Source organism: Streptosporangium sp. NPDC000095, assembly GCF_042899335.1.
In the GTDB taxonomy this organism is placed as follows: domain Bacteria; phylum Actinomycetota; class Actinomycetes; order Streptosporangiales; family Streptosporangiaceae; genus Streptosporangium.
In genome coordinates this window covers 475,473-498,586 of record NZ_JBIAZS010000002.1, presented here as the reverse complement: position 1 = coordinate 498,586, position 23,114 = coordinate 475,473, and the positions used below count along the sequence as shown (strand labels likewise).

Sequence of the window (23,114 nt, the reverse complement as noted above, 5' to 3'; positions counted from 1 at the left end):
GTCCGGCTTTCTCAGCTCTGGCTGGCCGTCAGCACCCTCAGCGAGTGCTCCACGAGCGTCACGAGCACCGTCTTCGCCGAGACGCGGCGCCGCACGTCGCAGAGCAGCACCGGCACGTCCACGTCGAGGTCCAGGGCGACGCGCACCTCCTCCGCGTCGTGCCGCTCGGCGCCGTCGAAGCAGTTGACGGCCACGATGAACGGCGTGCCGCGCTGTTCGAAGTAGTCGATCGAGGGGAAGCAGTCGGTCAGCCGCCGGGTGTCGGCGAGCACCACGGCACCCAGCGCGCCGTAGGACAGCTCGTCCCACATGAACCAGAAACGCTCCTGGCCGGGGGTGCCGAACAGGTAGACGACCAGCCCCTCCCTGATCGTGATGCGGCCGAAGTCCATCGCGACCGTGGTGGTGGTCTTGCCCTCGACGCCGTCGACGTCGTCGATGCCGATACCGCGGTCGGAGAGGACCTCCTCGGTGCGGAGCGGCCGGATCTCGCTGATGGCGCCCACGAGCGTGGTCTTGCCAACTCCGAAGCCACCCGCGATGAGTATCTTGAGGGCGACGGGTTCGTCAGAGGGCCCGAAGTCCATTGATCACTTCCTTGAGAATGCGCTCGCTCGCGGAGGCGCGCCCGATCGAGATGAGCTTGTGGTCCTGCAGGTCGCCGAGCAGGACCCGCACCACGCCGAGCGGCAGGTTGAGGTCCGAGGCGACGTCGGCGACCGAGGTCGGAGTGGTGACCATGGCGAGGATGCGTTCCTGTTCGGGGCTTGGGACGAACCCCCCGGTAGGAGCGCCACGGGTCGAGGTGACCATCGCGACCAGGTCCAGCTTGTCACCGGAGGAACGGGTGCGACCCCCGATGAGGGCGTACGGCCGGACGATGGGCCCGGCGTCCTCGTCCATCCAGTGGGTCATCCAGGCCTCCGGTACCGGGCTCGGGGATCCAGCGGTCCGCTGAAGACGCGGCCGACCGCTCCCCCCCTCATGAGAGACCTTGGCGTGGGTTGGTGGAGATGTGCTGGCCGACCCGCTTGACCAGCATCGCCATCTCGTACGCGATGTGACCGACGTCGGCGTCGGAACTGCTCAGCACGGCCAGGCAGGTGCCCTGCCCGGCGGCGGTGACGAACAGGAACGCCGACTCCATCTCCACGATGGTCTGGCGCACATCGCCTCCGCCGAAGTGACGTCCCGCCCCGCGCGCCAGGCTCTGGAACCCGGCGGCGACCGCGGACAGATGCTCGGCGTCCTCGCGCAGGAGCCCCTTCGAGAATCCGACGGCGAGCCCGTCGGTGGAGAGGATCACCGCCTGGCGCACCGCACCCACCCTGGTGGTCAAGTCGTCGAGGAGCCAGTTCAGCTCGCCGGTGTTGGTCAATTTTCCGGTCACTTGTCCCCCTTATCGCCTGTCGTATGGTGCGCGAAGTCATTGTCCTGCTCCTCGCGACCGCGTCGAGACCCCGCCTGGAAGGCGGAGAACAACGCGCGGGCCTCCTCCGGCGAACGCTCCTCGTTCGGTTCCGCGCTCGGCTCGGGCTCGGCGGGCCCGGTGGACTCCGCCTCCTGGCGGAGCTGAGGCGCCAGGTTCGCCTGCCGGATCCTGCGGGGCAGGCCGCCCGGCCCCTTGGGGGCCTGTGTGGCCGTCTGGCGCGTCGGACGGCCGTTGTCGCCCTTTTCCCCGGCGGGGGCCTCCCGGGGCGTCTCGTGGGACTCACGGGGCTCCTGAGATGCCCCTCGGGGCGACGCCGTGGGAGGCGTCTCGCGTGAGGCTGTGTCCCATCCCGTGTCCCATCCCGTGTCCCAGCCCGTCTCCCATCCGGGCTCCGGGCCCGCGGGTGGGGACGGTGTGCGGTCGGGCAGGTCCGACACCACGCTGAGAGAGGGGGCCGCGGGCTGCTCGGGCTGGGGCGGCCTCGGGGAGGTCTGCCTGTTCCTGCGCGGGAGTCCGTTGCCGCCGGCCGGAGGTGTGAGCGCTCCCGGCTGGGCGGGGACGTACGGCTCCGCCTGGCGCCCGGTGCCGCGCTCGGCGGGGGACGTCCGCTCCGCGGTGAGGGCGAGCGGCGGGTCCTGCTGGGCGATCACCGAGCGGGGGATGAGGACGATGGCGGTGGTACCGCCGAACGGCGAGCCGCGCAGGATGACCTGGATGCCGTGCCGCGAGGCGAGCTGGCCCACCACGAACAGGCCGAGCCTGTCGCTGTCCGCCAGGTCGAACTCCGGCGGGTTGGCGAGCCGCTCGTTGATCGCCTCGTACTCCGCGATGCTCAGGCCCAGGCCACGGTCCTCGACCTCGACGGCGAATCCGTTGGCCACGACGTCGCCGCGCACGGTCACCGCGGTCTGCGGCGGCGAGAAGATCGTGGCGTTCTCGATCAGTTCGGCCACCAGGTGGGTGATGTCGGCGACCGCGGCCCCGTCGAGCGAGATGTCGGGCACCGGCGTCACGCTGACCCGGGTGTAGTCCTCGACCTCGGCGATCGCGGCCCGCAGTACGTCGATCACCGGTACCGGCTTGCGCCACGACCGGCCGGGGGCGGCGCCGGACAGGATGATCAGGCCCTCCGCGTGCCGCCGCATGCGGGTGGTGAGGTGGTCCAGCCGGAACAGGTCCTGAAGGCTGTCGGGGTCGGTCGCCCGGCGCTGCATGCTGTCGAGCAGGGTGAGCTGGCGGTGCAGCAGGCTCTGCTTGCGCCTGGCCAGGTTCACGAAGACCTGGCTGACACCGCGCCGCAGGTTGGCCTGGCCGACGGCGGCCTCCACGGCGGTGCGCTGCACCGAGCCGAACGCGTGGGCCACGTCGTGCACCTCGGTCGAGCCGCCCGCCTGGATCGGCGGCGCCTCGGCACGTACGTCGACCTCCTCGCCGCGCCGCAGGCGGTCCACGACGTGGGGGAGCCGTACCTCCGCCAGATCCAGGGCGGCCGAACGGAGCCCGGCCAGCTCGGCGGCGAGACGGCGGCCGAAGCGGACCGAGATGATGATCGACGCGACCACCGCGATCAGGCCGACGCCACCGGCGATCACGATCCGGGCCAGGACACCGGTGGCGACCCCCTGCGCCCGTTCCGCCAGGGCTTCGGCGGCGGCGAGGTTGACCTTGTCGAGCCAGGTCGTGAGCGCGTTCGTGGTCGCCTTCCACGCGCTCGCCTCCGGGGGAAGCCGGTCGCCGGCCGAGGAGATGATGACCTTCTCCAGGTCGGTGAACTTCTCGAAGGTGGCGGAGGCGAAGGTGTCGCGGTACTGCGTGCCCAGCTCGGGATCCAGCGCGGCCGCGCCCCGGTTGTGCAGGAAGCGCCGGGTGGCGACGTACTCGCCGAAGGCCCTGCGCTCCTCCTCCGACAGCCGCTTGTCGATCAGCGCCCCGCTGATCAGCGCGTTCTCCCTCGCGATCATCTCGTAGGCGTTGCCCATCCCCTGCATGGCCGAGGCCTGCTGGAAGATCGAGAGATCGGGCAGCGCGACCATCTGGTCGTACACCAGGAAGACCGAGTCGAGGATCTGGTTGTAGTTCGACAGCGCGCCCAGCCGCGTGTGCTGTCCGCTGTCGACGCCCGAGCGGATGCTGGGGAGCCTTTCGAGCCTGCGGACCAGCTCGCTCAGTGAGTTGTTCAGTTCCGGGTTGCCGGAATCCTCGGCCGCGGCCGCCTTGAACGCGCCGACCGCCTGGTCGGTGCGGGCGCGCTGCTCACCCATCCCGCTCGTGAGGACCCGGGAGCTGATCGCCACCGACGCCAGCGTCCGCTCGGCCTGGAGCTGCAGGCCCAGGTCCGTGGAGGTGACGCCCACCGTCTGGTACACGGTGTTCGACCTCAGCAGCGCGAGGCCGTCACCGACGGTGAGGTTGAGCACGAAGCCCCACAGCGCGCTCAACGACAACAGAGGCAGGAGCAGCAGCGAGAAAATCTTGAACCGAATCGAGCGGTTTCTAGAGCCCATGTCCACTCGTCCCAACCTCTGAGCGTGTGGAGGCCCGTGCCGCATTAGGGGTGATTACGCCTCCGGAAGATCGCACAGGAGACTAGCACCGAATAGGGTTTTTGCGCAGTGGAGGATCCGATGATTAGTGTGATTACCGGGGCTAGTGCCGGAATTGGTGCTGCTGCCGCGGTGGAGCTCGCGAGGCGCGGGCAGACCGTAGTTCTGGTCGGCCGTAATCCCGACAAGACGGCTCGGGTGGCAGAAAGGGTGCGGGAGGTCTCCGGGGTGCTCCCGGATACGTTTACCTGCGATTACACCCTTTTGGATGATGTGCGTAGTTTGGCAGCCGAACTGCTCTCCCGCTACGACCGGATTGACATCCTCGTCAACAACGCGGGGGTCATGACGACCGAGCGCACGTTCACGCGCGACGGCCACGAGACGATGATCCAGGTCAACCACCTCGCCCCCTTCCTGCTGACGAACCTGCTGCTCGAACGGGTCACCGGGCGGGTGATCACGACCAGTTCCCGCGCGGGCAAGACCGGGGGACTCGATCCCTCCGACCTCAACCGCGAACGGCGGCGCTGGAGCGGCTGGCTCCAGTACGGGGACACCAAACAGGCGGGAGCCCTGTTCACCGTGGAACTCGCCCGCCGCCTCCAGGACACCGAGGTGACCGCGACCTGCTTCCACCCCGGCGTGATCAAGACCGAGTTCGCCCCGTCGACGTTCATGATGTGGATGGTGAAGAACATCCCCGGCATGGGGCAGACCGTCGAGGAGGGGGCGAGCACCATGGTCCACCTCGCCACCCATCCGGACGGCGCCGCCCACCCCGGCCGCTACTTCGCCAAGAGCGCCCCCGCCGCCGTTCCGAAGAGGATGAGCGACCCCGCACTGGCCCGCGCCCTCTGGGACGCCAGCGCCGCCGCCGTCGCGTAACCGCCCACCCCCACGCGGCCCTCCCGACGGGCGGCCGCGCCACGCCCCACGACGTCGCGACCTGACCTCGCGACGGGCGTGCCCACGATGCGCTCTCGCGACCTGACCTCGCGACGGGCGTGCCCACGACGTACGTCCCCGCGACGGGCGCTTCACGCCCCAAGGTGTCGCGCGGGCGTGCCCACGACGTACGTCCTCGCGTGCACGGCGGGGATGTGGTCGAGGGAAGAACGGCAAGACGGTGGGCCGCACGTCCTCGCGTACGCGGCGGGGATTTCCCCGCGCGTCACCGGGCGTTCGCCGGGTGTTGGGCGGGTCCGGTTACGGTCCCGGGCTGTGAGCGTCGCAACCCCGCTGCGGGCCGCCCTCCCGCCCGCCACGGCGAGGGACCCGTTCTTCGACAACGCCAAGTTTCTCGCGATCACCCTGGTCGTGTCCGGCCACCTGATCGAGGACCTGCGGGACGTTCCGGTCGCGCATGCCGCCTACTTCTTCGTGTACACGTTCCACATGCCGCTGTTCATCGTGCTGAGCGGCTACCTGTCACGAAATTTCACCTTCTCGTCCGGCAAGGCGCGCAAGCTGATCAGCACCCTCGCCGTCCCGTACGTGATCTTCGAGCTGCTCTACTCACTGCCGCGCCTCTTCCTGTACGGCAAGCTCGACATCAGCCTCCTCGACCCGTACTACCTGACCTGGTTCCTGATGTCGCTGTTCCTGTGGCGGCTGTCCACACCGGTCTGGCAGCAACTGCGATGGCCGCTCGTGGTCGCGGTCGGGCTGTCGCTGCTGTCGGGGATGAGCAGGCTCCCCGACGAGCTGTCGATGAACCGCACCCTCGGCCTGCTCCCGTTCTACGTACTCGGGCTCATGCTGCGGCCCGAGCACTTCGAGTGGCTCAGGAGGCGGTGGGTCCGGGTCGCGGGCGCGGTCACCCTCGCCGCAGGCGCGGCGCTCGCGCTCGCCACGCACACCGTGGTGAAGACCGAGTGGATTCGCTGGCGGCACGCCAACGACGCGATCGGGGTGGACGACCTCACCGGCAGCCTGATCCGCCTGGGCATGCTGGCGGCGGGGGCGGTGCTCGTGGCGGCGTTCCTCGCGGTCACCCCCTCCGTGCGCACCTGGTACTCGGGGCTCGGCATGGCGACCATGTACGCCTACCTTCTCCACGGCCTGGTGGTGAAGGTCGCCGAACGGTTCTACGGCGACTGGGCGCAGACCATGCCCGGGGTGACGGCCGTGGCGCTCTTCGGGGTCGGGCTCGCCGCCCTGCTGTGTACGGCGCCGGTGCGGCGCGTCACTCACTGGGCGGTCGAGCCCAGCATGAGCTGGGCCTTCACCAAACTGAGAAAGCCGGGCTGAGCGGCCCTTCCGATCGAAACCGACCGAGCACGAACCGCGACCGACCACGACCATGACCGCGACCGACCGACCATGACCGCGACCGACCGACCATGACCGCGACCGATTGAGACCAACCACGACCGACCGACCCCCGAGGTCGGAGCGGGGACGCCGGAGTCAGGTCAGGAGCGGTCCGGAGGAAGGGCCGGAAGGGTGCGAAGGGCGCGAGGGCCCGTCCTGCAGCTCCGCGACCGCGCGGTAGGCGGCGGTGACGGCCGCGTCGGCGCGGGCGGCCGGAACGGAGTCGGAGTTGGCGATCGCGATCCGGCCGTGTGTCCTGCGGGCGACGGCCGCGGGAGGGGTTCCGTCGGGGTAGAAGTCGAGGTCCCACGGGGTGGCGTACTCCGGCGCGTAGCCGTGTCCCCACCGGTTGACCGTGATCGCCTCGATGTCACGGGCCGCGTCGAAGCCACCGGGCCCCAGCAACCGGGTGAGCTGGTCGCGGATGCTGTACTCCAGGTGCTCGTACGGCGTCTCGATCAGGGCGTACCGCCCGGCCACCGAGCCCTGCGCGGGGGACACACCGGGCGTGACGGGGGTGCCGACCAGGTGCGCGGTGATCGGCTCCTCGGGCCTCCTCGGACATCTGTAGGCGCCGACGTCCGCCGGGTCGTCGAGCTCGGCCACGCACCAGCGGGCGCCGGTGAACCGGGCGCGCCTGATCCCCATCCTCCGCCAGGCCCGCCAGTCGCGGAGCTGGACCGTCGCGTACAGCAGGGGCACCTTGACCGCCCGCCCCAGGGCCGTCCGCTGCTCGGGCGGGAGGTCGTCGACCAGGTAGGGGATCATCGAGTTCCAGCAGGCCATGATCACACCGCCCGCCCGTACGGTTCTCACCCGCTCGCCGTCGAAGTAGCCGACCGTGGCGCCGCCGGCCGTGTCGGCGGGGCCGTCGTTGGCGGCGGAGACGACCGGGCTGGACAACCGTACGCGGACCCGGTTGCCCGGCCGGTCGAGCACGCCGTAGTCGAAGCTCGCGGTGGTGATGTCCTTCACGCCGAAGGCCGTCGCGAAGCCGGGGATCATGCGGGCGACCATCATCCTGACGATCGCCTGGTTGCCCTCCGGGAAGCGCCAGGCGCGCGGTGCGCCCGCGTCCCACTCCTTGATCACGGTCGGGGAGTTGTACCTGGACGGCTTGGACCTGTCGAGCCCGAGCCCCTGGAACCCCGGGTACCGGTGCTCGTCGGCGCTGCCCCAGGCGTCGATCGCGCCGAAGGCGTCGGAGCCGTAGGCCCACTCGTCGCTCGGCATGGTCCTGACGAACGCCAGCACGTCCGGGTGGACGCCGCAGACGTCCCTGAGGAAGCCCGAGTAGGTCAGCCGGGCCAGCCGCGCCTGTTTCTCCTCGGCGGACAGGCCGGGAAACCAGTCGGGCGGATCGCCGTACAGCATGAGCAGGTCCCGTCTGGCCCGCTCGGCGACGGGCAGCTCGGCGATCCACTCGGGAGCGCTCCTGCCGGGCCCGAGCACGACGAGCCTCTCCGCGCCTCCGGCGGGGAACGCCTCCCGGTCGCAGAAGACGCCGTCGTGCATCCCCAGGCTCGCGTACGGCTCCCGGCCCGAGGGTTCCCCGAGCCCTTCCGGGTGGACGCCCAGTTTGGCGAGCAGGTCCTTGCCCTCGGGAGTCCACGCCGACGGGTGCTGCATCGACCGCGAGCCGCCGTACGCGACCAGCGGCCCCTTCCTGGCCGCCGGGCGGAACTCGTTGCGCAGGGCGTGCCCGCCGATGTCGTCGTGGTTGTCGAGGATGAGGATCCGCGCGCCGGGCTCGCGCTCCAGCCATCGGTGGGCCGCGCTGAGGCCGCTGATCCCCGCGCCGACCACGACCAGGTCGTAGTGCTCGCCGGTGGGTTCCGGGGTGCCGACGTACGGCCAGAAGCGCCGGTCGCGGAGGGCGTGGGGCACGCTCAGCGCCTCCGCGGTGTCGCCGCGCAACCCCGTGAGGGACGGCGGACAGGAGAGCTCCAGATCCTCCGGAAGCGCGGAGTGGGTCTCTTCCCGACCGGTCCCGGGCAGCGAGCACGCCGCCGCGACGCCGGTGGCCGTGATCACCCCATCGAAGAAGTCCCGGCGGGAGATGAGCCGGTCCATGCCGAGTTCCAGGGCCTTACGTGGATTGATCTCGTGAGGATCTGTCATGGGGCGATCATCACGATGTGAATGGATCGGTGGGGTCGCCTCGCTGCGTTTTCGGGAAGTTTTTACCCGGGCCATTAACGCGCTGTCGCGACATGTCCCACATGAGAGTCATGTCGTGGCGGCCGGGAATTAAGCGGGGAGATGGGGCCTTGGCCGATCCGATCCGGGAAAAGCCGCGAGTGACCCGGTACGCGCCCCACGCCGTCACCGCCGATCCCGCTCATTCTCGCTGCTCCGCGCCCTTCGAGGGTGCTCCGGACGCCCTCCCGACGACCCCGCGAGGCAGGGAAGGCATGCCATCCGGATTGTCGGATAATCCATAACCATATGGCCATTCGACTTGTTACTCGGATAAAGTGAAGCGAGGGATCCGGCGCCTCCATGTCGCCGGGTGGCGAGGCGCGGCACGCGGGGGCGGCCTCCGTGCCTTCATATTCGCTTTTCCCTTTGACCGATGTCGCGGGGGAGTATCACGTGGTCGGTAAGCACGGAAGAGTCACGGGACGGATCGGCCCCGGCCTGGTCGGGGAGGTGATGGTGGAGGTCCGCGGGGGCGTCGAGGCGTTCTACGCCCACCCGACGGTCCCGGACGAGGAGATCGCCCCGTCGTCGATCGTGGTGGTCGTCGAGTTCTTCCCGCCGCGCACGATCTACGTCGCCCGCGCGCTCCCCTGATCCGCCCCGCTCCCCGAATCTGATCTCCCCCACACCGCGGAGGCCGAGATGCCCACGGAGTACCTCGTCATAGGGGGCCTCGCCCTCGTCGCCCTTCTCGTCATCACCCTGCTCTTCAAATCCGTCTGGCGGGTGGCGGAGCCCAACGAGGCGCTGATCATCTCCGGCCTCGGCGCCCGGGGAAACTCCACGGTCGCCGACAGTCTCGGATTCAAGATCGTCACCGGCAAGGGCACCGCCGTGCTCCCCGGCTTCCAGACCGCGCGCCGCCTGCGCCTGGACAGCCGCGCCACCAACCTCCAGGTCTCCTGCGTCACCCAGCAGGGCATCCCGGTGGTCGTACGAGGCGTCGTCATCTACAAGGTCGGCGACGACCTGCACTCGATCGCCAACTCGGCCCGGCGCTTCCTGGACCAGCAGGATTCGATGAACGGTGCCATCCACGAGCTGTTCACCGGCCACCTGCGCTCGATCATCGGCAACCTCACGGTGGAGGACCTCATCCTCAACCGCGAACGGTTGACCGGCGAGACCCGCGCCTCGGCCGCCGACGAGATGATCAGGCTCGGTCTGATCGTCGACTCCCTGCAGATCCAGGAGATCGAGGACGGGACGGGCTACATCACCAACCTCGGCAAACCGCACGCCGCCAGCATCGCCGCCGCGGCCCGCATCGCCGAGGCGCAGCGCGACCAGGAGGCCACCCAGGCCGAGCAGATCGCCGCGGCCAACAAGGCCGCGGCCTGGCGAGACGCGAAGATCAAGCAGGCGGTCTACCAGGCCGAGATCGACGAGGCCCAGGCCAGGTCCCGCCAGGCGGGGCCGCTCTCCGAGGCGTCCGCCCGGCAGGAGGTCGTCGTCCAGGAGACCCGGGCGGCCGAGCTTGAGGCCGCACTGGCCGAGCAACGGCTCCAGGCCCAGATCCGCAAACCCGCGGACGCCAGGGCGTACGAGACCGTGACGGTCTCCCGGGCCGAGCGCGACGCCCGCATCGCCCAGGCCGAGGCCGAGGCGCGCGAGACCGAACTCCGCGCCGCCGCACAGGCGTCGCAGGTCAAGCAGGCTGCCGCGGCCGAGGCCGAGTCCGTGCGGCTGCGCGGTATCGCCACCGCGGAGGCGACGAAGGTCACCGGCTTCGGCGAGGCGGAGTCCGCGAGGGCCCGCGGCCTGGCCGCCGCCGACGCCTCCAAGGCGCAGGGGCTCGCGGAGGCCGAGGCCGCCAGGGCGAAAGGGCTGGCCGTCGCCGACGCGATCCGGGCCCGCGCCGAGGCGCTCGCCGAGAACCAGGAGGCGGTCATCGCCCAGCAGCTCGCCGAGAAGTGGCCCCAGATCGTCGAGGCGGGCGCGAAGGCCTTCGGCAACGTCGACCACATGGTCGTACTCAACGGCGCCCAGGGCGTCGAGGAGATGCTCGCCAAGGCCCTCACCCTCGGCGGCGCCGGCCTCGGCCTCGCCCGCTCCCTCCTGAGCACCGTCACCCCCACCGCCCCCCTCGAAGCCGCCCCTCCCTCCGCCACGGCCACTCCCACCGGAACCACCGGAACCACCGGAACCACCGAGGCCACAGAAACCGACGAAACCGATAGGGCCACGGCAACCGATGGGGCCACGGCAACCGGTAGGGCCACCGCAACCGATGGGGCCACGACGACCGATGGGGCCGCCCCCTCGGAAAGATCGGAAAGAGGAGCCACGCCCCCGGAAAAACCTGCCGCCCTCGCCCCCTGACTCTCGGCGTCACGGCTCTTCGATGCCGAAGACGAGCGTCCCCCGCACCATCGAAGAGCCGACTTCACCCTCTCTGAACCCCTCTCCGAACCCCTCGCTTCGCCCCCTCTCCCCGATTTCTTCGACGGATTTCCCCGGCCGATCCCCACGGATGACAGATTTTTTCCGGGGATCCCCGTAGAAGACGGATGGGGGCCGTGTGGCTTTCGTGGCAGGTGAAGCCGGGTCTCCTCCGGGCGAATCGGGGGGCACGACCTGCCTGAGACCTCCGCGCAACGGATTCGTGACCCGCGGCCATTAATTCGGGGCACCCCGTTATGTGTTGTTCCTTTTTCCTAGGGCATACGCCTGGCAGCTGAGCAGACAGGGAGAGTGGAACATGACAGTCACCGGCATCATCACCGCCATTGTTATCGGCGCCATCATCGGTGCCCTGGGTCGGCTCGTCGTGCCCGGCAAGCAGTCCATCCCGATCTGGCTGACCATCGTCATCGGTATCGTCGCGGCCCTCATCGGCACCGCGATCGCCGGCGCGCTCGGGGTCGCTGCCACCTCAGGTATCGACTGGATCGAGCTGATGATCCAGGTCGCCCTTGCCGCGGTCGGCGTCATCCTGACGGTAAGCCTCTACGGCAGGCGAGGCGTCCGGTAATCCGTGATCCGGGGCGGCCGGATCTCCACGGGGAGACCCCGAGGAGATCCGGAGACCACCACCCCGGACACCCCCGACGGCCCCGCCCCAGATCTTTCCGGGGCGGGGCCGTTGCTGTCCGCCCGAGCCCACCGATTCCTGGAATTCGCGACATCATGCTCATACGCTTCCAGCGCCGCCCGTACGGAGATCAAACCGCGGCCCGCGACCCCGGTTTCTCCCGCGCCCGTACACGGGAGGGCGACCGCGCGCGGCCAGGGGGGCAGCCGAAGGAGACCTGCCCCCGTACACGGGAGGCGACCGGGCGAGGGGCTCCGGTGAACGAGTACGAGGAGCCCGCGCTCGCACGCGGGAGGGCAACCGGTGAATAGGGAAAGGGGCCCGCGGGCAAGAAGCGAGGCCCGAGGAACCGAGGCGGATCCGAGCCCCGAAGAACCGAGCCCCGAAGAACCGAGCCCCGAAGAACCGAGCCCCGAAGAACCGAGCCCCGAAGAACCGAGCCCCGAAGAAGCGAGGCGGACCCGAGCCCTTCGACCCCCCGATATCCCGGAAAAATGAGGCTTCCTTGACAATATAATTTGTCGGGGATAGTCTGCGGACATGCAGGACATCGCCGTGATCGAGGACTCCGCCGCCGCCGAGGTCTCGCTGGACCCCATCCGGGCCCGGTTGCTGGCCGAGCTGAGCGAGCCAGGCTCCGCGACCATGCTGGCGGCCAAGGTCGGCCTGCCCCGGCAGAAGGTCAACTACCACCTGAAGACGCTTGAGGCGCACGGGCTCGTCGAGATGATCGAGGAGCGGCGCAAGGGCAACGTCAACGAGCGCATCATGCGGGCGACCGCGGCCTCGTACGTGATCTCCCCGACCGCGCTCTCATCCGTCGAGCCAGACCCGGCGCGCTCCCCCGACCAGCTCTCGGCGAGCTGGCTGCTGGCCGTCGCGGCCAGGCTGGTCCGCGACGTCGGGGCGCTCATCACCGGCGCCGCCAAAGCACGCAAGCGCGTCGCGACCTTCGCGATCGACGGCGAGGTGCGTTTCGCCTCGGCCGCCGACCGGGCCGAGTTCGCCAGGGAGCTCGCCGGGGCCGTCACGGCCCTGGTGTCCAAATATCACGACGAGTCCGCAGAGAAAGGCCGCGACCATCGGATCGTCGTCGCCCTTCACCCGAGCGTGAAGGAAACCCGTTGAGCCACCCCCTTCAAGGAGCGAATCCATGCGTGTCGTGATCGTCGAGTTCATGAGCCTGGACGGCGTCGTGCAGGCGCCGGGTGGCCCCGAGGAGGACACCGACGGCGGCTTCGCCCACGGTGGCTGGTCCCACCCGTTCTTCGACCCCGAGGTGGTCGGCGGTGCCTTCGACGGCGCGCTGAGCGGAGCCGAGGCGCTGCTGTTCGGGCGCCGGACGTGGCAGACCATGGCCGCGGCGTGGCCGGGGCGAGCCGGTGACCCGTTCGCCGACCGGATGAACGCCATCCCGAAGTACGTCGTGTCCCTGACACTGGGCGACGACCAGCTGACGTGGAACAACACCACCCGAATCCCCGGTGACGAGGCCGTCGCCCACATCAGGAAACTGCGCGAGACCGAGGGCGGCGACCTGGTGCTCATGGGAAGCCCCACCCTCGCCCGCACCCTCCTGAGCGAGGACCTGGTCGACGAGCTCCGGCTCATCGTCATGCCGGTGATCCTCGGCGGAGGTAAGACGATCTTCCCCGACGACGGCGGCCTGCACACGTTCGAGCTGGTCTCCACGGTCACCAGCAAGGCGGGCACGAACGTGTGCGTCTACCGCCCGGCCGGCTGAATCCCCGGGACATCCCGGCGACCGGAAGGTGACCGGTGTTCGTCAGTGAGGATCGGCGAGCGGGGGCCCGGGCATCTGTGCCCTTCCCCGTGGGCGACACGAACCCGTGGCCGACACGGGTTTCCGAGAGGGGAAACCCAGGGAGGCGGAAGCGCCGGGGCTCGGTCAGGTGGCCTCGTCCAACTGTTCGGCCAGTCGCTGCAGACCACCCTTGATGAGCTGCCCGTACTCGTCGTCACCGAGCGCGCCGATCGTGTCCCGCGCCTGCTGGAGGTGCTTGCGGGCGAGGTCGAGGTCGCCCAGCTTGCGATAACAGTCGCTCAGGTTGAGGTGCAACGACGGATACAGACCGGCCACGGAAATCGCCACCCCGGCCTGGGCCGCCTGCTCGTCGGTGACCAGGTCGGCGGCGGCGAGCGCTCGCAGATCCCACATCAGCTCCTCGCGCACGTCGTCCTGCACGTCGGCCATCGAGTGGGCGAGGACGCAGACATGCAGAGGTTCGCCTTTCTCGCCGCCGATGTCGTCCCAGATCTGCGCGAACAGCTCGCGAGCGGCGTCACGTTGACCTTTGTGGTGATGTAACTCCACCCCCTGGCCGATCCGGGTGAGCGTTGGGTCGGTGATCACGAGCGACTCCTTCACAGGCGAGCACAGGCGAGGCGGTGGAGTGCAAGCCTAATCGCCCGACACCGCCTGACGATCTTCGATTTTCCAACCCGTTCGGTACGTCAGCCGACGCAGGAGAACCTCGGCGGGTCCTCGCCTGCCGCGACGCTCCAGGCCGTAGGCCACGACCACGGTGATCAGCCAGACGCCGAGCGCGTAGCCGGCCACGGAGGCGCTGTGCAGGTGAGCCCCGACCCCGAGGCCCCATGCGGCCAGCACCGGGGCGCAGAGCAGCGACTGGGCGAGATAGGCCGAGAGCGACCGCCTGCCCAGCGCGACCACCGCCGTGGACGCGAGGCCGGGGCGTCGCCGACGTCCGAGCCGGTGCCCGACGAGCCCGAACGCCGCCGCGTAACCCAGCCCGGCGGGCAGGCCGGTAACCGTCTGGGACATCTCGAAAACGAACATCGACTCTTCCGGGACCCTCAGCACCCCCATGACCGCCGCCGCGTGCGGGAGCCCACCCAGCCATCCGATGGCGATGCCGACGGCGGCGACGCGGCCCAACAGTGGCAGGTGCTCGCCGGGCTGTTCCAGGATCCGCCGCCGGGCCGCCCAGAAACCGAGGACGATCGCGACGGGCACGACGAGTCCCAGCAGGCCCTGGCCGACCACGACCATCGGCCAGAAGGCGAGGCGTCCCGACGCCGCGGCGAGCGGATCGCTCTCGGCACTGCCCGCAGCTCCCAAAGACAGATAACCGAAGATCTCAGGGGACGACTCCAAGCAGGCCCCCACCACACTGAGCAGGGTCTCCAGTATGAGGATGCCCGTGCCGATCGCGGCCCAGACGAGCAGCGTGCGATCCCTCCTGCGCAGGAACAGCCAGGACAGGAGAAACCCGGTCAGGCCGTACGCGCCAAGGATGTCCCCCTGCCACAGCAACGCCGCGTGCACGAACCCGAACAGGAACAACCACAGGCTGCGGCGGCGCAGCAGTGCCGACACGGCCGACTCCGAGTGCCCGGCGGCCCGCTGGCGTGACAGGAGCTGCACCATGCCGTAGCCGAACAGGAACGCGAACATCGGATAGACCCGGAAGTCCACCCCGACGATGGCGACCACCTGGACGATCCGGTCCAGCGCCGAGCCTCCGGGCGGATGGATCGTGGTGGCCCGGATCTCTCGGCTCCACAGATACCAGGGAGTGTTCGCCACGGCGATGAGCAACAGCATGAAGCCACGGGCGAGATCGGGGGCGAGTGCGCGCTCGCCGTTCCGCACCGGACCGCGGATCGGGGCGCTCCTAGTCGCCATGAGGGAGCGGACCTCCCGCCGCGCCGCCGTGACCGAGCGGGAGCCGTTGCTCCCGCCGAGCCGGCAACCGTGCCGAACGGGCTGCTTCACCGGCAGCACGCACACATTCGACGAGCGAGCACCAGGATGTCTGCGATTCTGTGATCACACAAAGTTACGATACAGAGACAGACAGTAGGAAGAGGTGTGATTCGTGAGACTGGACGCCTCCTGAGCGGCCCTACCTCTGAACGACGGCCGACAAGCGTTCCGCCTGTCGACGACGATCGGTGATGCTGCCGGGGCCACCATGGCCGGTCCCCGGTCCGCTCTCGGAGAGCCGCCGCATCTTCGTGCCGACCGGCTGGAGGGCCGGTCTCCGACCCGCCCTCACGAAACCCTGCCCCTGGCCCGAAAGGCCGTGGTCTTGACGCGGTTCTGGCAGGCGGTGCCACAGAACCGGCGGGTGCCGTTGCGGGAGACGTCCACATAGACCCGGTCGCAGTGCGGTGCCGTACACACGCCGAGACGGTCGTGGTGCTCGCTCCCCAGCACGATCGCGAGCCCGGTGGCACAACTCGCCGCCCAGTCGCCGGTCATGGTGCCGCCGGGGCCGTGGAAGTGCAGGTGCCACGGCTCTCCGTCGTGTCGTTCGAGCATCGGCCGGGCCCTGGTCTTCTCAAGAAGATCGTTGACCCGCAGGGCAGCGGCGTCGACGTCTCCTTTCGCGACGGCGTCGAAGACCACGCGCAGCCGGGCGGCGATCTCGGCGAGCTCGCCGGCCTCCACCTCGGTGACCTCCCGATGGCCCGGGTAGCCGGCGCGCAGGCCCTCCGTGGCGGCGGGAGCGAGATCGCGCGGCGGCGAGAAGTCGCGGCCCCGCCTCTCTCCCGGCGTCAGTTCGTTGACCAACCCCACCGCCACGCGGACGATCGAATCGGTGTGACTGTTGAAATCCACTTGACCAGTCACATCCTCACGTTCTAGCTTGTAACTGTCATAAGCTTAGACGGCAGTCACAAGGAGACTATGGTGCTCACCCACGATGCCGCACTCGAGTGGATCGCACGCTGGGATCGTCAGCAGGAGGGCTACCTGCCCGACCGCGAAGAGCGCTTCACCGCGCTGATCGACGCCGTCGAGGCGGCGGGCCGTCCCGATCCGCTCGTCATCGACCTCGGATGTGGACCGGGCTCGCTCTCCGCCCGTCTCCTGGAGCGGCTGCCCCAGGCGACGGTGATCGCGGTCGACGCCGACCCCCTGCTGCTCGGCCTCGGCCGGGCCGCCTACCCGCACCTCACCTTCCTCTCCCTCGACCTGCGCACCCCCGGATGGACCGGATCCCTCGGCCTGGACAGGCCGGCCGACGTCGCGGTGAGCACCACCGCACTGCACTGGATCTCCGGGCCCGACCTCCAGAAGATGTACGCCGAACTGGCGACCGTGCTGCGCCCGGGCGGGCTCCTGCTCAACGGCGACCACATGGAGACCGACGACACCACCCCGGCCATCGCCCGTCTCGAACGCGCCGTACAGGACCGGGAGACCCGGCGCGTGTTCGCCGACGGCCACCCCGAGGACTGGCGCCAGTGGTGGGATGCGATCGCCGCCGACCCCGCCTTCGCCGAACTCCACACCGCACGCACCACCGCGGGAGCCGACCACCACGGCTCGGAGTCCTCCCTGCTCTCCGAGCACGTCGACGCCCTGCGCGATGCCGGATTCGCCGAGATCGGCACCCTCTGGCAGCGCGGCAACAACCGCCTCCTCTGCGCCGTCCGCCACTGACCCGACCCGACGCCCTCACGGCCGAGGGGGAAGAACGAGTGGCGAGCCAAGAGGACGAACCACGACGAGCCCGATGGACTCACGGCGAGCCCGCTGCGCTCCTTTCCGCGCCGGCGCTTCAGCTACGGCGACGGACCCCGTACGACCCCGTACGGATTGCTTCAGCGTCCCAGCGCACACCGGGCGGCCGGTAAGAAAGCGACTACGGCCCGCACCACCTACGGCGAGACGGGCCGTGTGCGGAGGTGGGCGGGTGTTCCGGGCGGCTTATAAAAATCCGCAACCAGCGCGCCCGCCAGGCCGGAGGCCTGACCCACCAGACGACCACCAACGACGGCCGCCCGGAGCACCCGCCCGCCGGAGCGCGCACCCACCTTGAACAGCGGCCGGACCCCCAGACCTGTCACCAACGACGGCCGCCCGCCGGAGCGCGCACCCACCTTGAACACTGGTCCACACCGGCTGGACACCCAGCCCCGTCACCAACGACGGCCGCCCACCGGAACACCCACCCACCGGAGCGCGCACCCACCTGACACGCCGGCCCCCGGTCGTCGTGCCCATGCCGCAGGAAAACCTTCGGGAACCGCCCCACCAACGCCGAAACCGAAGTCAGATCATGACGTGCGCTTCCGGATGCCCGGCGAAGGAGAACTGCGCGTTGCGGGTGAGCTTGATGTCGTCGGCCTGCCAGGTGTGCAGGGACTTGTCGCCACTGCGCCAGTAGACGAAGTTGAACCGGTCGGCGGAGTAGATCTTGACGCGGTCCTCCTTGAGCCGGCGGACCAGGCGGGTGTCCTCACCTCGGGTCACGTCCTCGAACCCGTAGTGCCGGAACATGTCGGCCTTGCCGAGGAAGGTGCCGCCCTGCACCAGGAAGGCGTACCGGTGCTCCAACCCCGGCAGCCGGAGCATCGTGGTGTTGCCGCCCTCGAAGTACGCGTAGTGCGCGCCCTTGCCGACGAGCTCGGCGTCGGAGTAGTCGAAGGCGCGGGCCAGGTCCGACAGGTAGTGCTCGCCGTAGAGGTTGTCGTCGTCCATTTTGGCGATCAACTCGCCCTCGGCGGCGGCGATGCCCATGTTGAGGCAGGCGCCCAGCGACAGTGACGAGTCGGCGGGCAGCACCACGACATCGGTGATCCCGGCCATCCGCGCCTTGTCCGCCACCACCACGGGGTCGATGGCGAGCCCGTGCAGGACCATGACGAGCTGAACCGGACGGTGGATCTGCTTGGCCACCGAGGAGATCGCGTGCTCGATCTGGGAGGCGCGGTTGGTGGGCAGGACCACCGAGATCGAGCGGGTCCGCGGCTGCACCGGCCGGCCGAGGATCCCCAGGATCTGGTCCACGCGGTGCGAGAAGAGGTGCTTGTCGAAGACTTCGCGCATGGCGAGGTGCCCCTGGCGGGCGCGCAGCTCGGGGCTGTTGATCAGGTGCAGGACCTGGTTGTACGACTCCAGCTCGTCGCGGGCGATCGGGATCAGCGACCCGAAGGTCTCCTCGATGGCCCGGGACCAGCCGGAGACCACCGACGTCGAGCAGGCCGAGAGCTCGAAGACGCGGCGGGCGCACATGGTCGGTGAGTCGAGCACCGAGTTCACGTTGAGGAAGACCTTGTACATCTTGTACGCGGCCAGCATCCGGTCGTACGGCAGCTCGCCCACGATGTGCGGGACGTACTCCTTCGGCCAGGCGTACTTCTCGTCAACGGTGCCGTTGCGGGCGAAGATGTGCAGCCCGAGCTCGCGGATCGGGGCGAGGACGGTTTCCATCTGCTCGCGGCGCTCGGGGTGCTTGTCCCTGAAGTACATGCCCGCGAAGACCACGTCGTTGACGCGCCCCTGCTTCTCCTGGATGGGATTGTGCACCCGGGGCTGCGCGGCGAACTGCAGGACGTCGACCCGGTCGTGACCCAGCACCTCGCGGTAGCGGGGGACCATGTCGCCGTCGCAGGTGAAGACGTAGTCGAACAGCTTGGCCGTGTCGATGAAGAAGTCGAAGTTCGGCGGGTCCTCCTTGTTCCAGAAGACCGTGGGGATCCCCTCGGCGCGGCACCAGTCGATCAAGGCGATCAGCTCAGGCTTGGGGGCCTTCGTCCCGGTCATCTGGTAGCGCCAGCGGCCCTGGTTGCCGTGCCAGGCAGACTCCACGAACAGCAGCTCGGGACGACGCTCGGCGAAGATCTCCGGCCAGTCGCGGAGCCCGAACTCGATCTGGTCCCACTCGTACTTGAACGCCATCCGGGAGAAGTCGTCCAGGATGACCGCGACCTTCATATCAGGGCGGACGATCGGACCGGCGGGCCACTTGACCTGCGGTACGTCGACCACGGGCCCCTGCCGGTCGAGTTCCTCGACCACCTCGGCCACCGGACGGGGCGGCTTGGGGCCCTTGCGTGCCTGCATCGCGGAGCGCAGCTTGCCCGGCAGCGCGGTGACCCCCGGCCCCTTGGCGGACGTCAGTGCCTCGGCCACCCGGTAGGGGCGCTGCACCTTGGTGGACTCCAGCTTCCACTGCGCGTAGTCGGCCCGCGCCTCGGCGATGGCGAGCCGCCGCTCCAGGTCGTGGACGCGCTCCTCAAGGCGTTCGACGACCTTGCGTTCCTCGGGCAGCCAGTTGATCGGTCCGAGACGCTGGAACTTCGGCTCTTCTGGGGTCTCATCGCTCATGGGGAATCGCCTTTGTCAGAGGTCGTGCCAGCGTACGACCAAAGTCGTAGCCAAATGGCCGTTTTAAAGGGATTTGGGCGATACGGATTGACCGGCCGGTGAGAGGTTGCCGCCGCGCAGCCAGCTCTCGATCACCCGGGCGATCCGGGGACCGGCCTTGCCGTCCCAGAGCGGGGGCAGCTCGCCCGACGGCGTTCCCGAGCCCTCGGCCAGTGCCCGGTCGGCGGCGGCGGGCAGCTGCGCGGGGGTGACTAGCCGGTTGGTGCCGTGCGTGATGGTGATCGGACGTTCGGTGTTGGGCCGCACCGTGAGGCAGGGCACACCCAGCATGGTCGTCTCCTCCTGCACGCCGCCGGAGTCGGTGACGACCAGCGTCGCGCCTCGCACCAGCGACAGGAAGTCCACGTAGCCCAGCGGGTCGACGATGAGGAGGTTGTCGCCGTTCACCAGTCCGGCCTCCGCCAGACGGGTCCGGCCGCGCGGGTGCAGTGGCACCACGACCGGCAGGCGCTCGCTCACCGAGAGCACGGCGTCGACGAGCTCCTTGGCCGAGGCCGGGTCGTCGACGTTGCCGGGACGGTGCAGGGTGGCGACCGCGTACCGCTCGGGAAGGCCGAGCCGGGAGCGGACCGGGGCGGGGTCGAGGTGGTCCAGCGCGGAGAACAGGCTGTCGATCATCGGGTTGCCGACGAGGTGCACCCTGGCCGGGTCGACGCCCTCGGCGGCGAGGTGGGAGAGCGCGTCCGGCGAGGTGGCGAAGAGGATGTCGGACAGGCCGTCGGTGACGACCCGGTTCACCTCCTCGGGCATCTCCCGGTCGAAGGAACGCAGGCCCGCCTCCACGTGCGCGGTCGGCACGTGGAGCTTGGCGCAGACGAGGATCGCGGCGAGCGTCGAGTTCACGTCGCCGTAGACGACGACCAGGGTGGGACGGTGTTCGAGCACCACGTCCTCCAGGCCGACGAGCAGGGCCGCCGTCTGACGGGCGTGCGAGCCGGAACCGACGCCGAGGTTGGCGATCGGCTCGGGAAGACCGAGGTCGGCGAAGAAGACGTCCGACATGAGCGCGTCATAGTGCTGACCGGTGTGAACGATGCCCTGTCGCACCCCGAGCTCGGTGAGGGCGCGCACCACGGGAGCGGCCTTCACGAAGTTCGGACGCGCGCCGAGCACGTGCAGGACGAGGGGATCATCGGGGCTCTGAGCAGCGCCCGGACGGGCAAAGTCCCTCATTGACCTCGCCTTTCATGCGGCAGTGGGGCAAACGTTGCCTATGGTACGGTCACGGCGTGGTATCCGATGCCAACAGGCCAGACTCCCCCTCGGTTCCAGCGAAGGTTTCGGCGAAGGATCCGGTGAAGTCCCCGGATCCGGTGACGCCCTCGGTTCCGGCGACCCCCTCTCCCTCGGTGACGCCCCCGGCCGTTGAGACCCCCGCAGTGGACACGCCCACGGAGCCGCCGCCCCCGCCGAGCGCGGAGACGCCCTCGCCCGTGGACGCGGCCCCGGTCTCCGACGTGGACGCGACGCGGAAACCCAACGCGAACCCGACGCGGAAACCCGACGCGGACGGCACCACGGAACCGGACAACAAGCCGACGGAGACAGCGGACACACCCCCGGATACGCCCTCCGCCCCGGACACCCCCTCCGTCCCGGACAAGCCTTCCGCCTCGGACAAGCCTTCCGCCTCGGACACGCCCCCCGTCTCCGACATGCCCACCGTCACGGCGAGGCCCTCGGACGAGGACGAGGAGAAGGTCCCCGCGTCGCTCCCCGCCTCCCCGGACTCCCCGACGCCCACCGGTTCCCCTGCCTCCCCGGACTCTCCCGTCTCCCCGGTCTCGGCGAAGTCGGCCAGGGCCGGGCTGCGTGGCCTCATCAAGGGCTTCGTCCAGCACCCGGTCATCGTCTCCCGCGTCGTCGCGACCAAGGTGAAGTCCGACCCGGTACGCGTGGCGCAGGCGGCGGCCGAGACGCTCCCGCCGAGTGTCCGTCCCGTGGTCGGCCGGTTCGCCTGGCCCGTCGCGCGCCGCGCCAAGATCGTCGTACGCAAGCTCGGCATGCGCCTGGTGAAGGGCCCGTGGAGCGAGGCGAAGGAGCACTTCGACTCCGGCCGGATGAGCGAGGCCGCCGCGGTGCTGCAGGGTCACACGCGCTACCCCTTCATCAAGCGCCGGCACGCCTACTACGCGGGAGAGCTGGCCGCGATCCAGCCGAACCCGATCCCGCCCAAGGCGAAGGTGATCGTTGGCGAGCGGTTCCCCGGCAGGGTGCTGCACTGCGTGACGAACGCGCTGCCGTACACGCAGGCCGGATACACCGTCCGCACGCACCGCATCGTCACCTCGCAGAAGGCCGCGGGGCTCGACCCGCACGTCGTGACCAGCTGGGGCTGGCCGATGATGCAGGGGCACGCCGACGCGACGCCGTACGAGGAGATCGACGGCATCCCCTACCACCGGCTGATCCCGAGCGGCGAGGTGCCGTTCGAGAGCCAGGGGCGGATGATCCGCGGCGCCGGAGAGGTGACCGAGCTGGTCAGGACCCTGCGACCGCAGGTGCTGCACGCCGCGACCGACCATCGCAACGGATCGGTGGCGCTCGCGGTGCGCGAGCGTACCGGCACGCCGATGGTCTACGAGGTGCGGGGCTTCCTCGAGGAGACCTGGGCCTCCCGCGACCCCAAGCGCATCGGCAGCCAGCGACACGTGCTCCAGCGCGACCGCGAGGCGTTCATCATGCGTTCCGCCGACGCCGTGGTCACCCTCGCGGAGACCATGGCCACCGAGATCGTCGAACGCGGGGTGCCGAGGGAGAGGATCTATCTCGCGCCGAACGCGGTGGACGACTCGCTGCTCAGCGCCGAGTACGACGGTGCGGGCTTCCGCGCCGCGTACGGCATCGAGCCCGGCGAGATCGTGATGGGCTCGGTGTCGAGCATCGTGGCCTACGAGGGTTTCGCCACCATGATCAACGCGGCCGCGCTGCTGCGGGACGAGGGCGCGCCGGTGAAGGTGCTGCTCGTCGGCGACGGCGTGGAGCGGGCGGCGCTGCTCGAACAGGTCGAGGAGCTGGGCCTGGGCGACATCGCGATCCTGCCGGGACGTGTCGGTCCCGACGAGGCCCTGCAGGCGCAGGCGGCGATCGACATCTTCGTCTGCCCTCGCGAGGACCTGCGCGTCTGCCGGCTCGTCACGCCGTTGAAGCCCGTCGAGGCGATGGCTCTCGGCAAGCCGGTCGTGCTGAGCGACCTGCCGGCGCTCTCCGAGCTCGTGGGTTCGGAGGGGGCGGGGCTTCTGGTGCCCCCGGGAGATCCCGAGGCGCTGGCCAAGGCGATCGCCGGGCTGCGTGACGATCCCGAGCGAAGGGCCGGGATGGGTGAGGCGGGACGGGCCGAGGTGGCGGCGAAGCGTACGTGGAGCCGTATCGCGGAGACTTACCGTGATATTTACCGATCGATTGCTGGATGATGGTCTC

Annotated in this window: 20 protein-coding genes; 9 read left to right on the top strand and 11 right to left on the bottom strand. The window is 69.7% G+C overall.

Annotated features, from left to right (window positions below; all coding sequences use genetic code 11):
* Positions 1 to 11 precede the first annotated feature (11 nt).
* The 4 genes from ACFY3V_RS07650 to ACFY3V_RS07635 all read right to left on the bottom strand — a co-directional run bounded on the left by ACFY3V_RS07650 (position 12) and on the right by ACFY3V_RS07635 (position 3,936).
* On the bottom strand, positions 12 to 587 hold the full coding sequence (locus ACFY3V_RS07650) for an ATP/GTP-binding protein (RefSeq protein WP_350942370.1): 576 nt from the start codon (positions 585 to 587) through the stop codon (positions 12 to 14).
* Positions 568 to 915, bottom strand: a complete 348-nt coding sequence (locus ACFY3V_RS07645) for a DUF742 domain-containing protein (protein ID WP_350942372.1) — start codon at positions 913 to 915, stop codon at positions 568 to 570. Before ACFY3V_RS07645 ends, ACFY3V_RS07650 begins: the two co-directional genes overlap by 20 nt.
* A 67-nt stretch (positions 916 to 982) precedes the next feature.
* Complete coding sequence (locus tag ACFY3V_RS07640) at positions 983 to 1,390, bottom strand: roadblock/LC7 domain-containing protein (protein WP_344914882.1); 408 nt, start codon at positions 1,388 to 1,390, stop codon at positions 983 to 985.
* The gene (locus tag ACFY3V_RS07635; protein WP_389770988.1) at positions 1,387 to 3,936 is read right to left on the bottom strand and encodes a nitrate- and nitrite sensing domain-containing protein; all 2,550 of its coding nucleotides are present in this window, start codon (positions 3,934 to 3,936) and stop codon (positions 1,387 to 1,389) included. The genes ACFY3V_RS07640 and ACFY3V_RS07635 overlap by 4 nt, the downstream gene beginning before the upstream one ends.
* A gap of 120 nt (positions 3,937 to 4,056) precedes the next feature.
* On the opposite strand from ACFY3V_RS07635, the gene ACFY3V_RS07630 reads away from it, so the two are divergent.
* Positions 4,057 to 4,863, top strand: coding sequence for an SDR family NAD(P)-dependent oxidoreductase (locus ACFY3V_RS07630; protein ID WP_350942376.1), 807 nt, complete (start codon positions 4,057 to 4,059; stop codon positions 4,861 to 4,863).
* A gap of 336 nt (positions 4,864 to 5,199) precedes the next feature.
* Positions 5,200 to 6,228, top strand: coding sequence for an acyltransferase family protein (locus ACFY3V_RS07625; protein ID WP_389770985.1), 1,029 nt, complete (start codon positions 5,200 to 5,202; stop codon positions 6,226 to 6,228).
* 159 nt (positions 6,229 to 6,387) lie between these two features.
* On the opposite strand, the gene ACFY3V_RS07620 is transcribed toward ACFY3V_RS07625, so the two are convergent.
* On the bottom strand, positions 6,388 to 8,412 hold the full coding sequence (locus ACFY3V_RS07620; RefSeq protein ID WP_389770982.1) for an NAD(P)-binding protein: 2,025 nt from the start codon (positions 8,410 to 8,412) through the stop codon (positions 6,388 to 6,390).
* 447 nt (positions 8,413 to 8,859) lie between these two features.
* On the opposite strand from ACFY3V_RS07620, the gene ACFY3V_RS07615 reads away from it, so the two are divergent.
* The 3 genes from ACFY3V_RS07615 to ACFY3V_RS07605 all read left to right on the top strand — a co-directional run bounded on the left by ACFY3V_RS07615 (position 8,860) and on the right by ACFY3V_RS07605 (position 11,467).
* On the top strand, positions 8,860 to 9,087 hold the full coding sequence (locus ACFY3V_RS07615) for a hypothetical protein (protein ID WP_362903885.1): 228 nt from the start codon (positions 8,860 to 8,862) through the stop codon (positions 9,085 to 9,087).
* Between the two features lie 48 nt (positions 9,088 to 9,135).
* Positions 9,136 to 10,815: an SPFH domain-containing protein gene (locus ACFY3V_RS07610; protein ID WP_389770977.1), complete on the top strand. Its 1,680-nt coding sequence runs from the start codon at positions 9,136 to 9,138 to the stop codon at positions 10,813 to 10,815.
* Between the two features lie 379 nt (positions 10,816 to 11,194).
* The gene (locus ACFY3V_RS07605) at positions 11,195 to 11,467 is read left to right on the top strand and encodes a GlsB/YeaQ/YmgE family stress response membrane protein (RefSeq protein WP_350942387.1); all 273 of its coding nucleotides are present in this window, start codon (positions 11,195 to 11,197) and stop codon (positions 11,465 to 11,467) included.
* A 190-nt stretch (positions 11,468 to 11,657) separates the two neighbouring features.
* Here ACFY3V_RS07605 and ACFY3V_RS07600 read toward each other — a convergent pair whose 3' ends face one another.
* The gene (locus ACFY3V_RS07600) at positions 11,658 to 12,023 is read right to left on the bottom strand and encodes a pentapeptide repeat-containing protein (protein WP_389771283.1); all 366 of its coding nucleotides are present in this window, start codon (positions 12,021 to 12,023) and stop codon (positions 11,658 to 11,660) included.
* Between the two features lie 44 nt (positions 12,024 to 12,067).
* Between ACFY3V_RS07600 and ACFY3V_RS07595 the strand changes: the two genes are divergently transcribed.
* Together ACFY3V_RS07595 and ACFY3V_RS07590 are read left to right on the top strand one after the other, a co-directional pair.
* Positions 12,068 to 12,655, top strand: a complete 588-nt coding sequence (locus ACFY3V_RS07595) for a helix-turn-helix domain-containing protein (protein ID WP_362903880.1) — start codon at positions 12,068 to 12,070, stop codon at positions 12,653 to 12,655.
* A 25-nt stretch (positions 12,656 to 12,680) separates the two neighbouring features.
* Positions 12,681 to 13,271, top strand: a complete 591-nt coding sequence (locus ACFY3V_RS07590; RefSeq protein ID WP_389770973.1) for a dihydrofolate reductase family protein — start codon at positions 12,681 to 12,683, stop codon at positions 13,269 to 13,271.
* Positions 13,272 to 13,436: 165 nt separating this feature from the next.
* Here ACFY3V_RS07590 and ACFY3V_RS07585 read toward each other — a convergent pair whose 3' ends face one another.
* The 3 genes from ACFY3V_RS07585 to ACFY3V_RS07575 all read right to left on the bottom strand — a co-directional run bounded on the left by ACFY3V_RS07585 (position 13,437) and on the right by ACFY3V_RS07575 (position 16,136).
* Positions 13,437 to 13,901, bottom strand: a complete 465-nt coding sequence (locus ACFY3V_RS07585) for a hypothetical protein (protein ID WP_362903876.1) — start codon at positions 13,899 to 13,901, stop codon at positions 13,437 to 13,439.
* Between the two features lie 48 nt (positions 13,902 to 13,949).
* On the bottom strand, positions 13,950 to 15,197 hold the full coding sequence (locus ACFY3V_RS07580; protein WP_389770969.1) for a DUF418 domain-containing protein: 1,248 nt from the start codon (positions 15,195 to 15,197) through the stop codon (positions 13,950 to 13,952).
* Between the two features lie 369 nt (positions 15,198 to 15,566).
* Positions 15,567 to 16,136, bottom strand: a complete 570-nt coding sequence (locus tag ACFY3V_RS07575) for a CGNR zinc finger domain-containing protein (protein WP_389770966.1) — start codon at positions 16,134 to 16,136, stop codon at positions 15,567 to 15,569.
* Positions 16,137 to 16,208: 72 nt separating this feature from the next.
* Between ACFY3V_RS07575 and ACFY3V_RS07570 the strand changes: the two genes are divergently transcribed.
* A complete protein-coding gene (locus ACFY3V_RS07570) occupies positions 16,209 to 16,964 on the top strand; it encodes a class I SAM-dependent methyltransferase (RefSeq protein ID WP_389770964.1) in 756 nt (251 codons plus the stop codon).
* Positions 16,965 to 17,576: 612 nt separating this feature from the next.
* Here ACFY3V_RS07570 and ACFY3V_RS07565 read toward each other — a convergent pair.
* Positions 17,577 to 19,634, bottom strand: coding sequence for a glycosyltransferase (locus tag ACFY3V_RS07565; RefSeq protein WP_389770961.1), 2,058 nt, complete (start codon positions 19,632 to 19,634; stop codon positions 17,577 to 17,579).
* Between the two features lie 63 nt (positions 19,635 to 19,697).
* A complete protein-coding gene (gene wecB, locus ACFY3V_RS07560) occupies positions 19,698 to 20,867 on the bottom strand; it encodes a non-hydrolyzing UDP-N-acetylglucosamine 2-epimerase (protein WP_350942396.1) in 1,170 nt (389 codons plus the stop codon).
* A gap of 206 nt (positions 20,868 to 21,073) precedes the next feature.
* Between wecB and ACFY3V_RS07555 the strand changes: the two genes are divergently transcribed.
* Positions 21,074 to 23,107: a glycosyltransferase gene (locus ACFY3V_RS07555; protein WP_389770956.1), complete on the top strand. Its 2,034-nt coding sequence runs from the start codon at positions 21,074 to 21,076 to the stop codon at positions 23,105 to 23,107.
* The last annotated feature ends 7 nt before the right edge of the window (positions 23,108 to 23,114 follow it).

What these genes read in the sequence shown, in the direction of transcription:
- wecB (WP_350942396.1), bottom strand. Translation starts at nt 20,867, where the DNA reads ATGAGGGACTTTGCCCGTCCGGGCGCTGCTCAGAGCCCCGATGATCCC.
- ACFY3V_RS07605 (WP_350942387.1), top strand. Translation starts at nt 11,195, where the DNA reads ATGACAGTCACCGGCATCATCACCGCCATTGTTATCGGCGCCATCATC.
- ACFY3V_RS07630 (WP_350942376.1), top strand. Translation starts at nt 4,057, where the DNA reads ATGATTAGTGTGATTACCGGGGCTAGTGCCGGAATTGGTGCTGCTGCC.
- ACFY3V_RS07580 (WP_389770969.1), bottom strand. Translation starts at nt 15,197, where the DNA reads ATGGCGACTAGGAGCGCCCCGATCCGCGGTCCGGTGCGGAACGGCGAG.
- ACFY3V_RS07620 (WP_389770982.1), bottom strand. Translation starts at nt 8,412, where the DNA reads ATGACAGATCCTCACGAGATCAATCCACGTAAGGCCCTGGAACTCGGC.
- ACFY3V_RS07645 (WP_350942372.1), bottom strand. Translation starts at nt 915, where the DNA reads ATGACCCACTGGATGGACGAGGACGCCGGGCCCATCGTCCGGCCGTAC.
- ACFY3V_RS07595 (WP_362903880.1), top strand. Translation starts at nt 12,068, where the DNA reads ATGCAGGACATCGCCGTGATCGAGGACTCCGCCGCCGCCGAGGTCTCG.
- ACFY3V_RS07565 (WP_389770961.1), bottom strand. Translation starts at nt 19,634, where the DNA reads ATGAGCGATGAGACCCCAGAAGAGCCGAAGTTCCAGCGTCTCGGACCG.
- ACFY3V_RS07650 (WP_350942370.1), bottom strand. Translation starts at nt 587, where the DNA reads ATGGACTTCGGGCCCTCTGACGAACCCGTCGCCCTCAAGATACTCATC.
- ACFY3V_RS07610 (WP_389770977.1), top strand. Translation starts at nt 9,136, where the DNA reads ATGCCCACGGAGTACCTCGTCATAGGGGGCCTCGCCCTCGTCGCCCTT.
- ACFY3V_RS07590 (WP_389770973.1), top strand. Translation starts at nt 12,681, where the DNA reads ATGCGTGTCGTGATCGTCGAGTTCATGAGCCTGGACGGCGTCGTGCAG.
- ACFY3V_RS07635 (WP_389770988.1), bottom strand. Translation starts at nt 3,936, where the DNA reads ATGGGCTCTAGAAACCGCTCGATTCGGTTCAAGATTTTCTCGCTGCTG.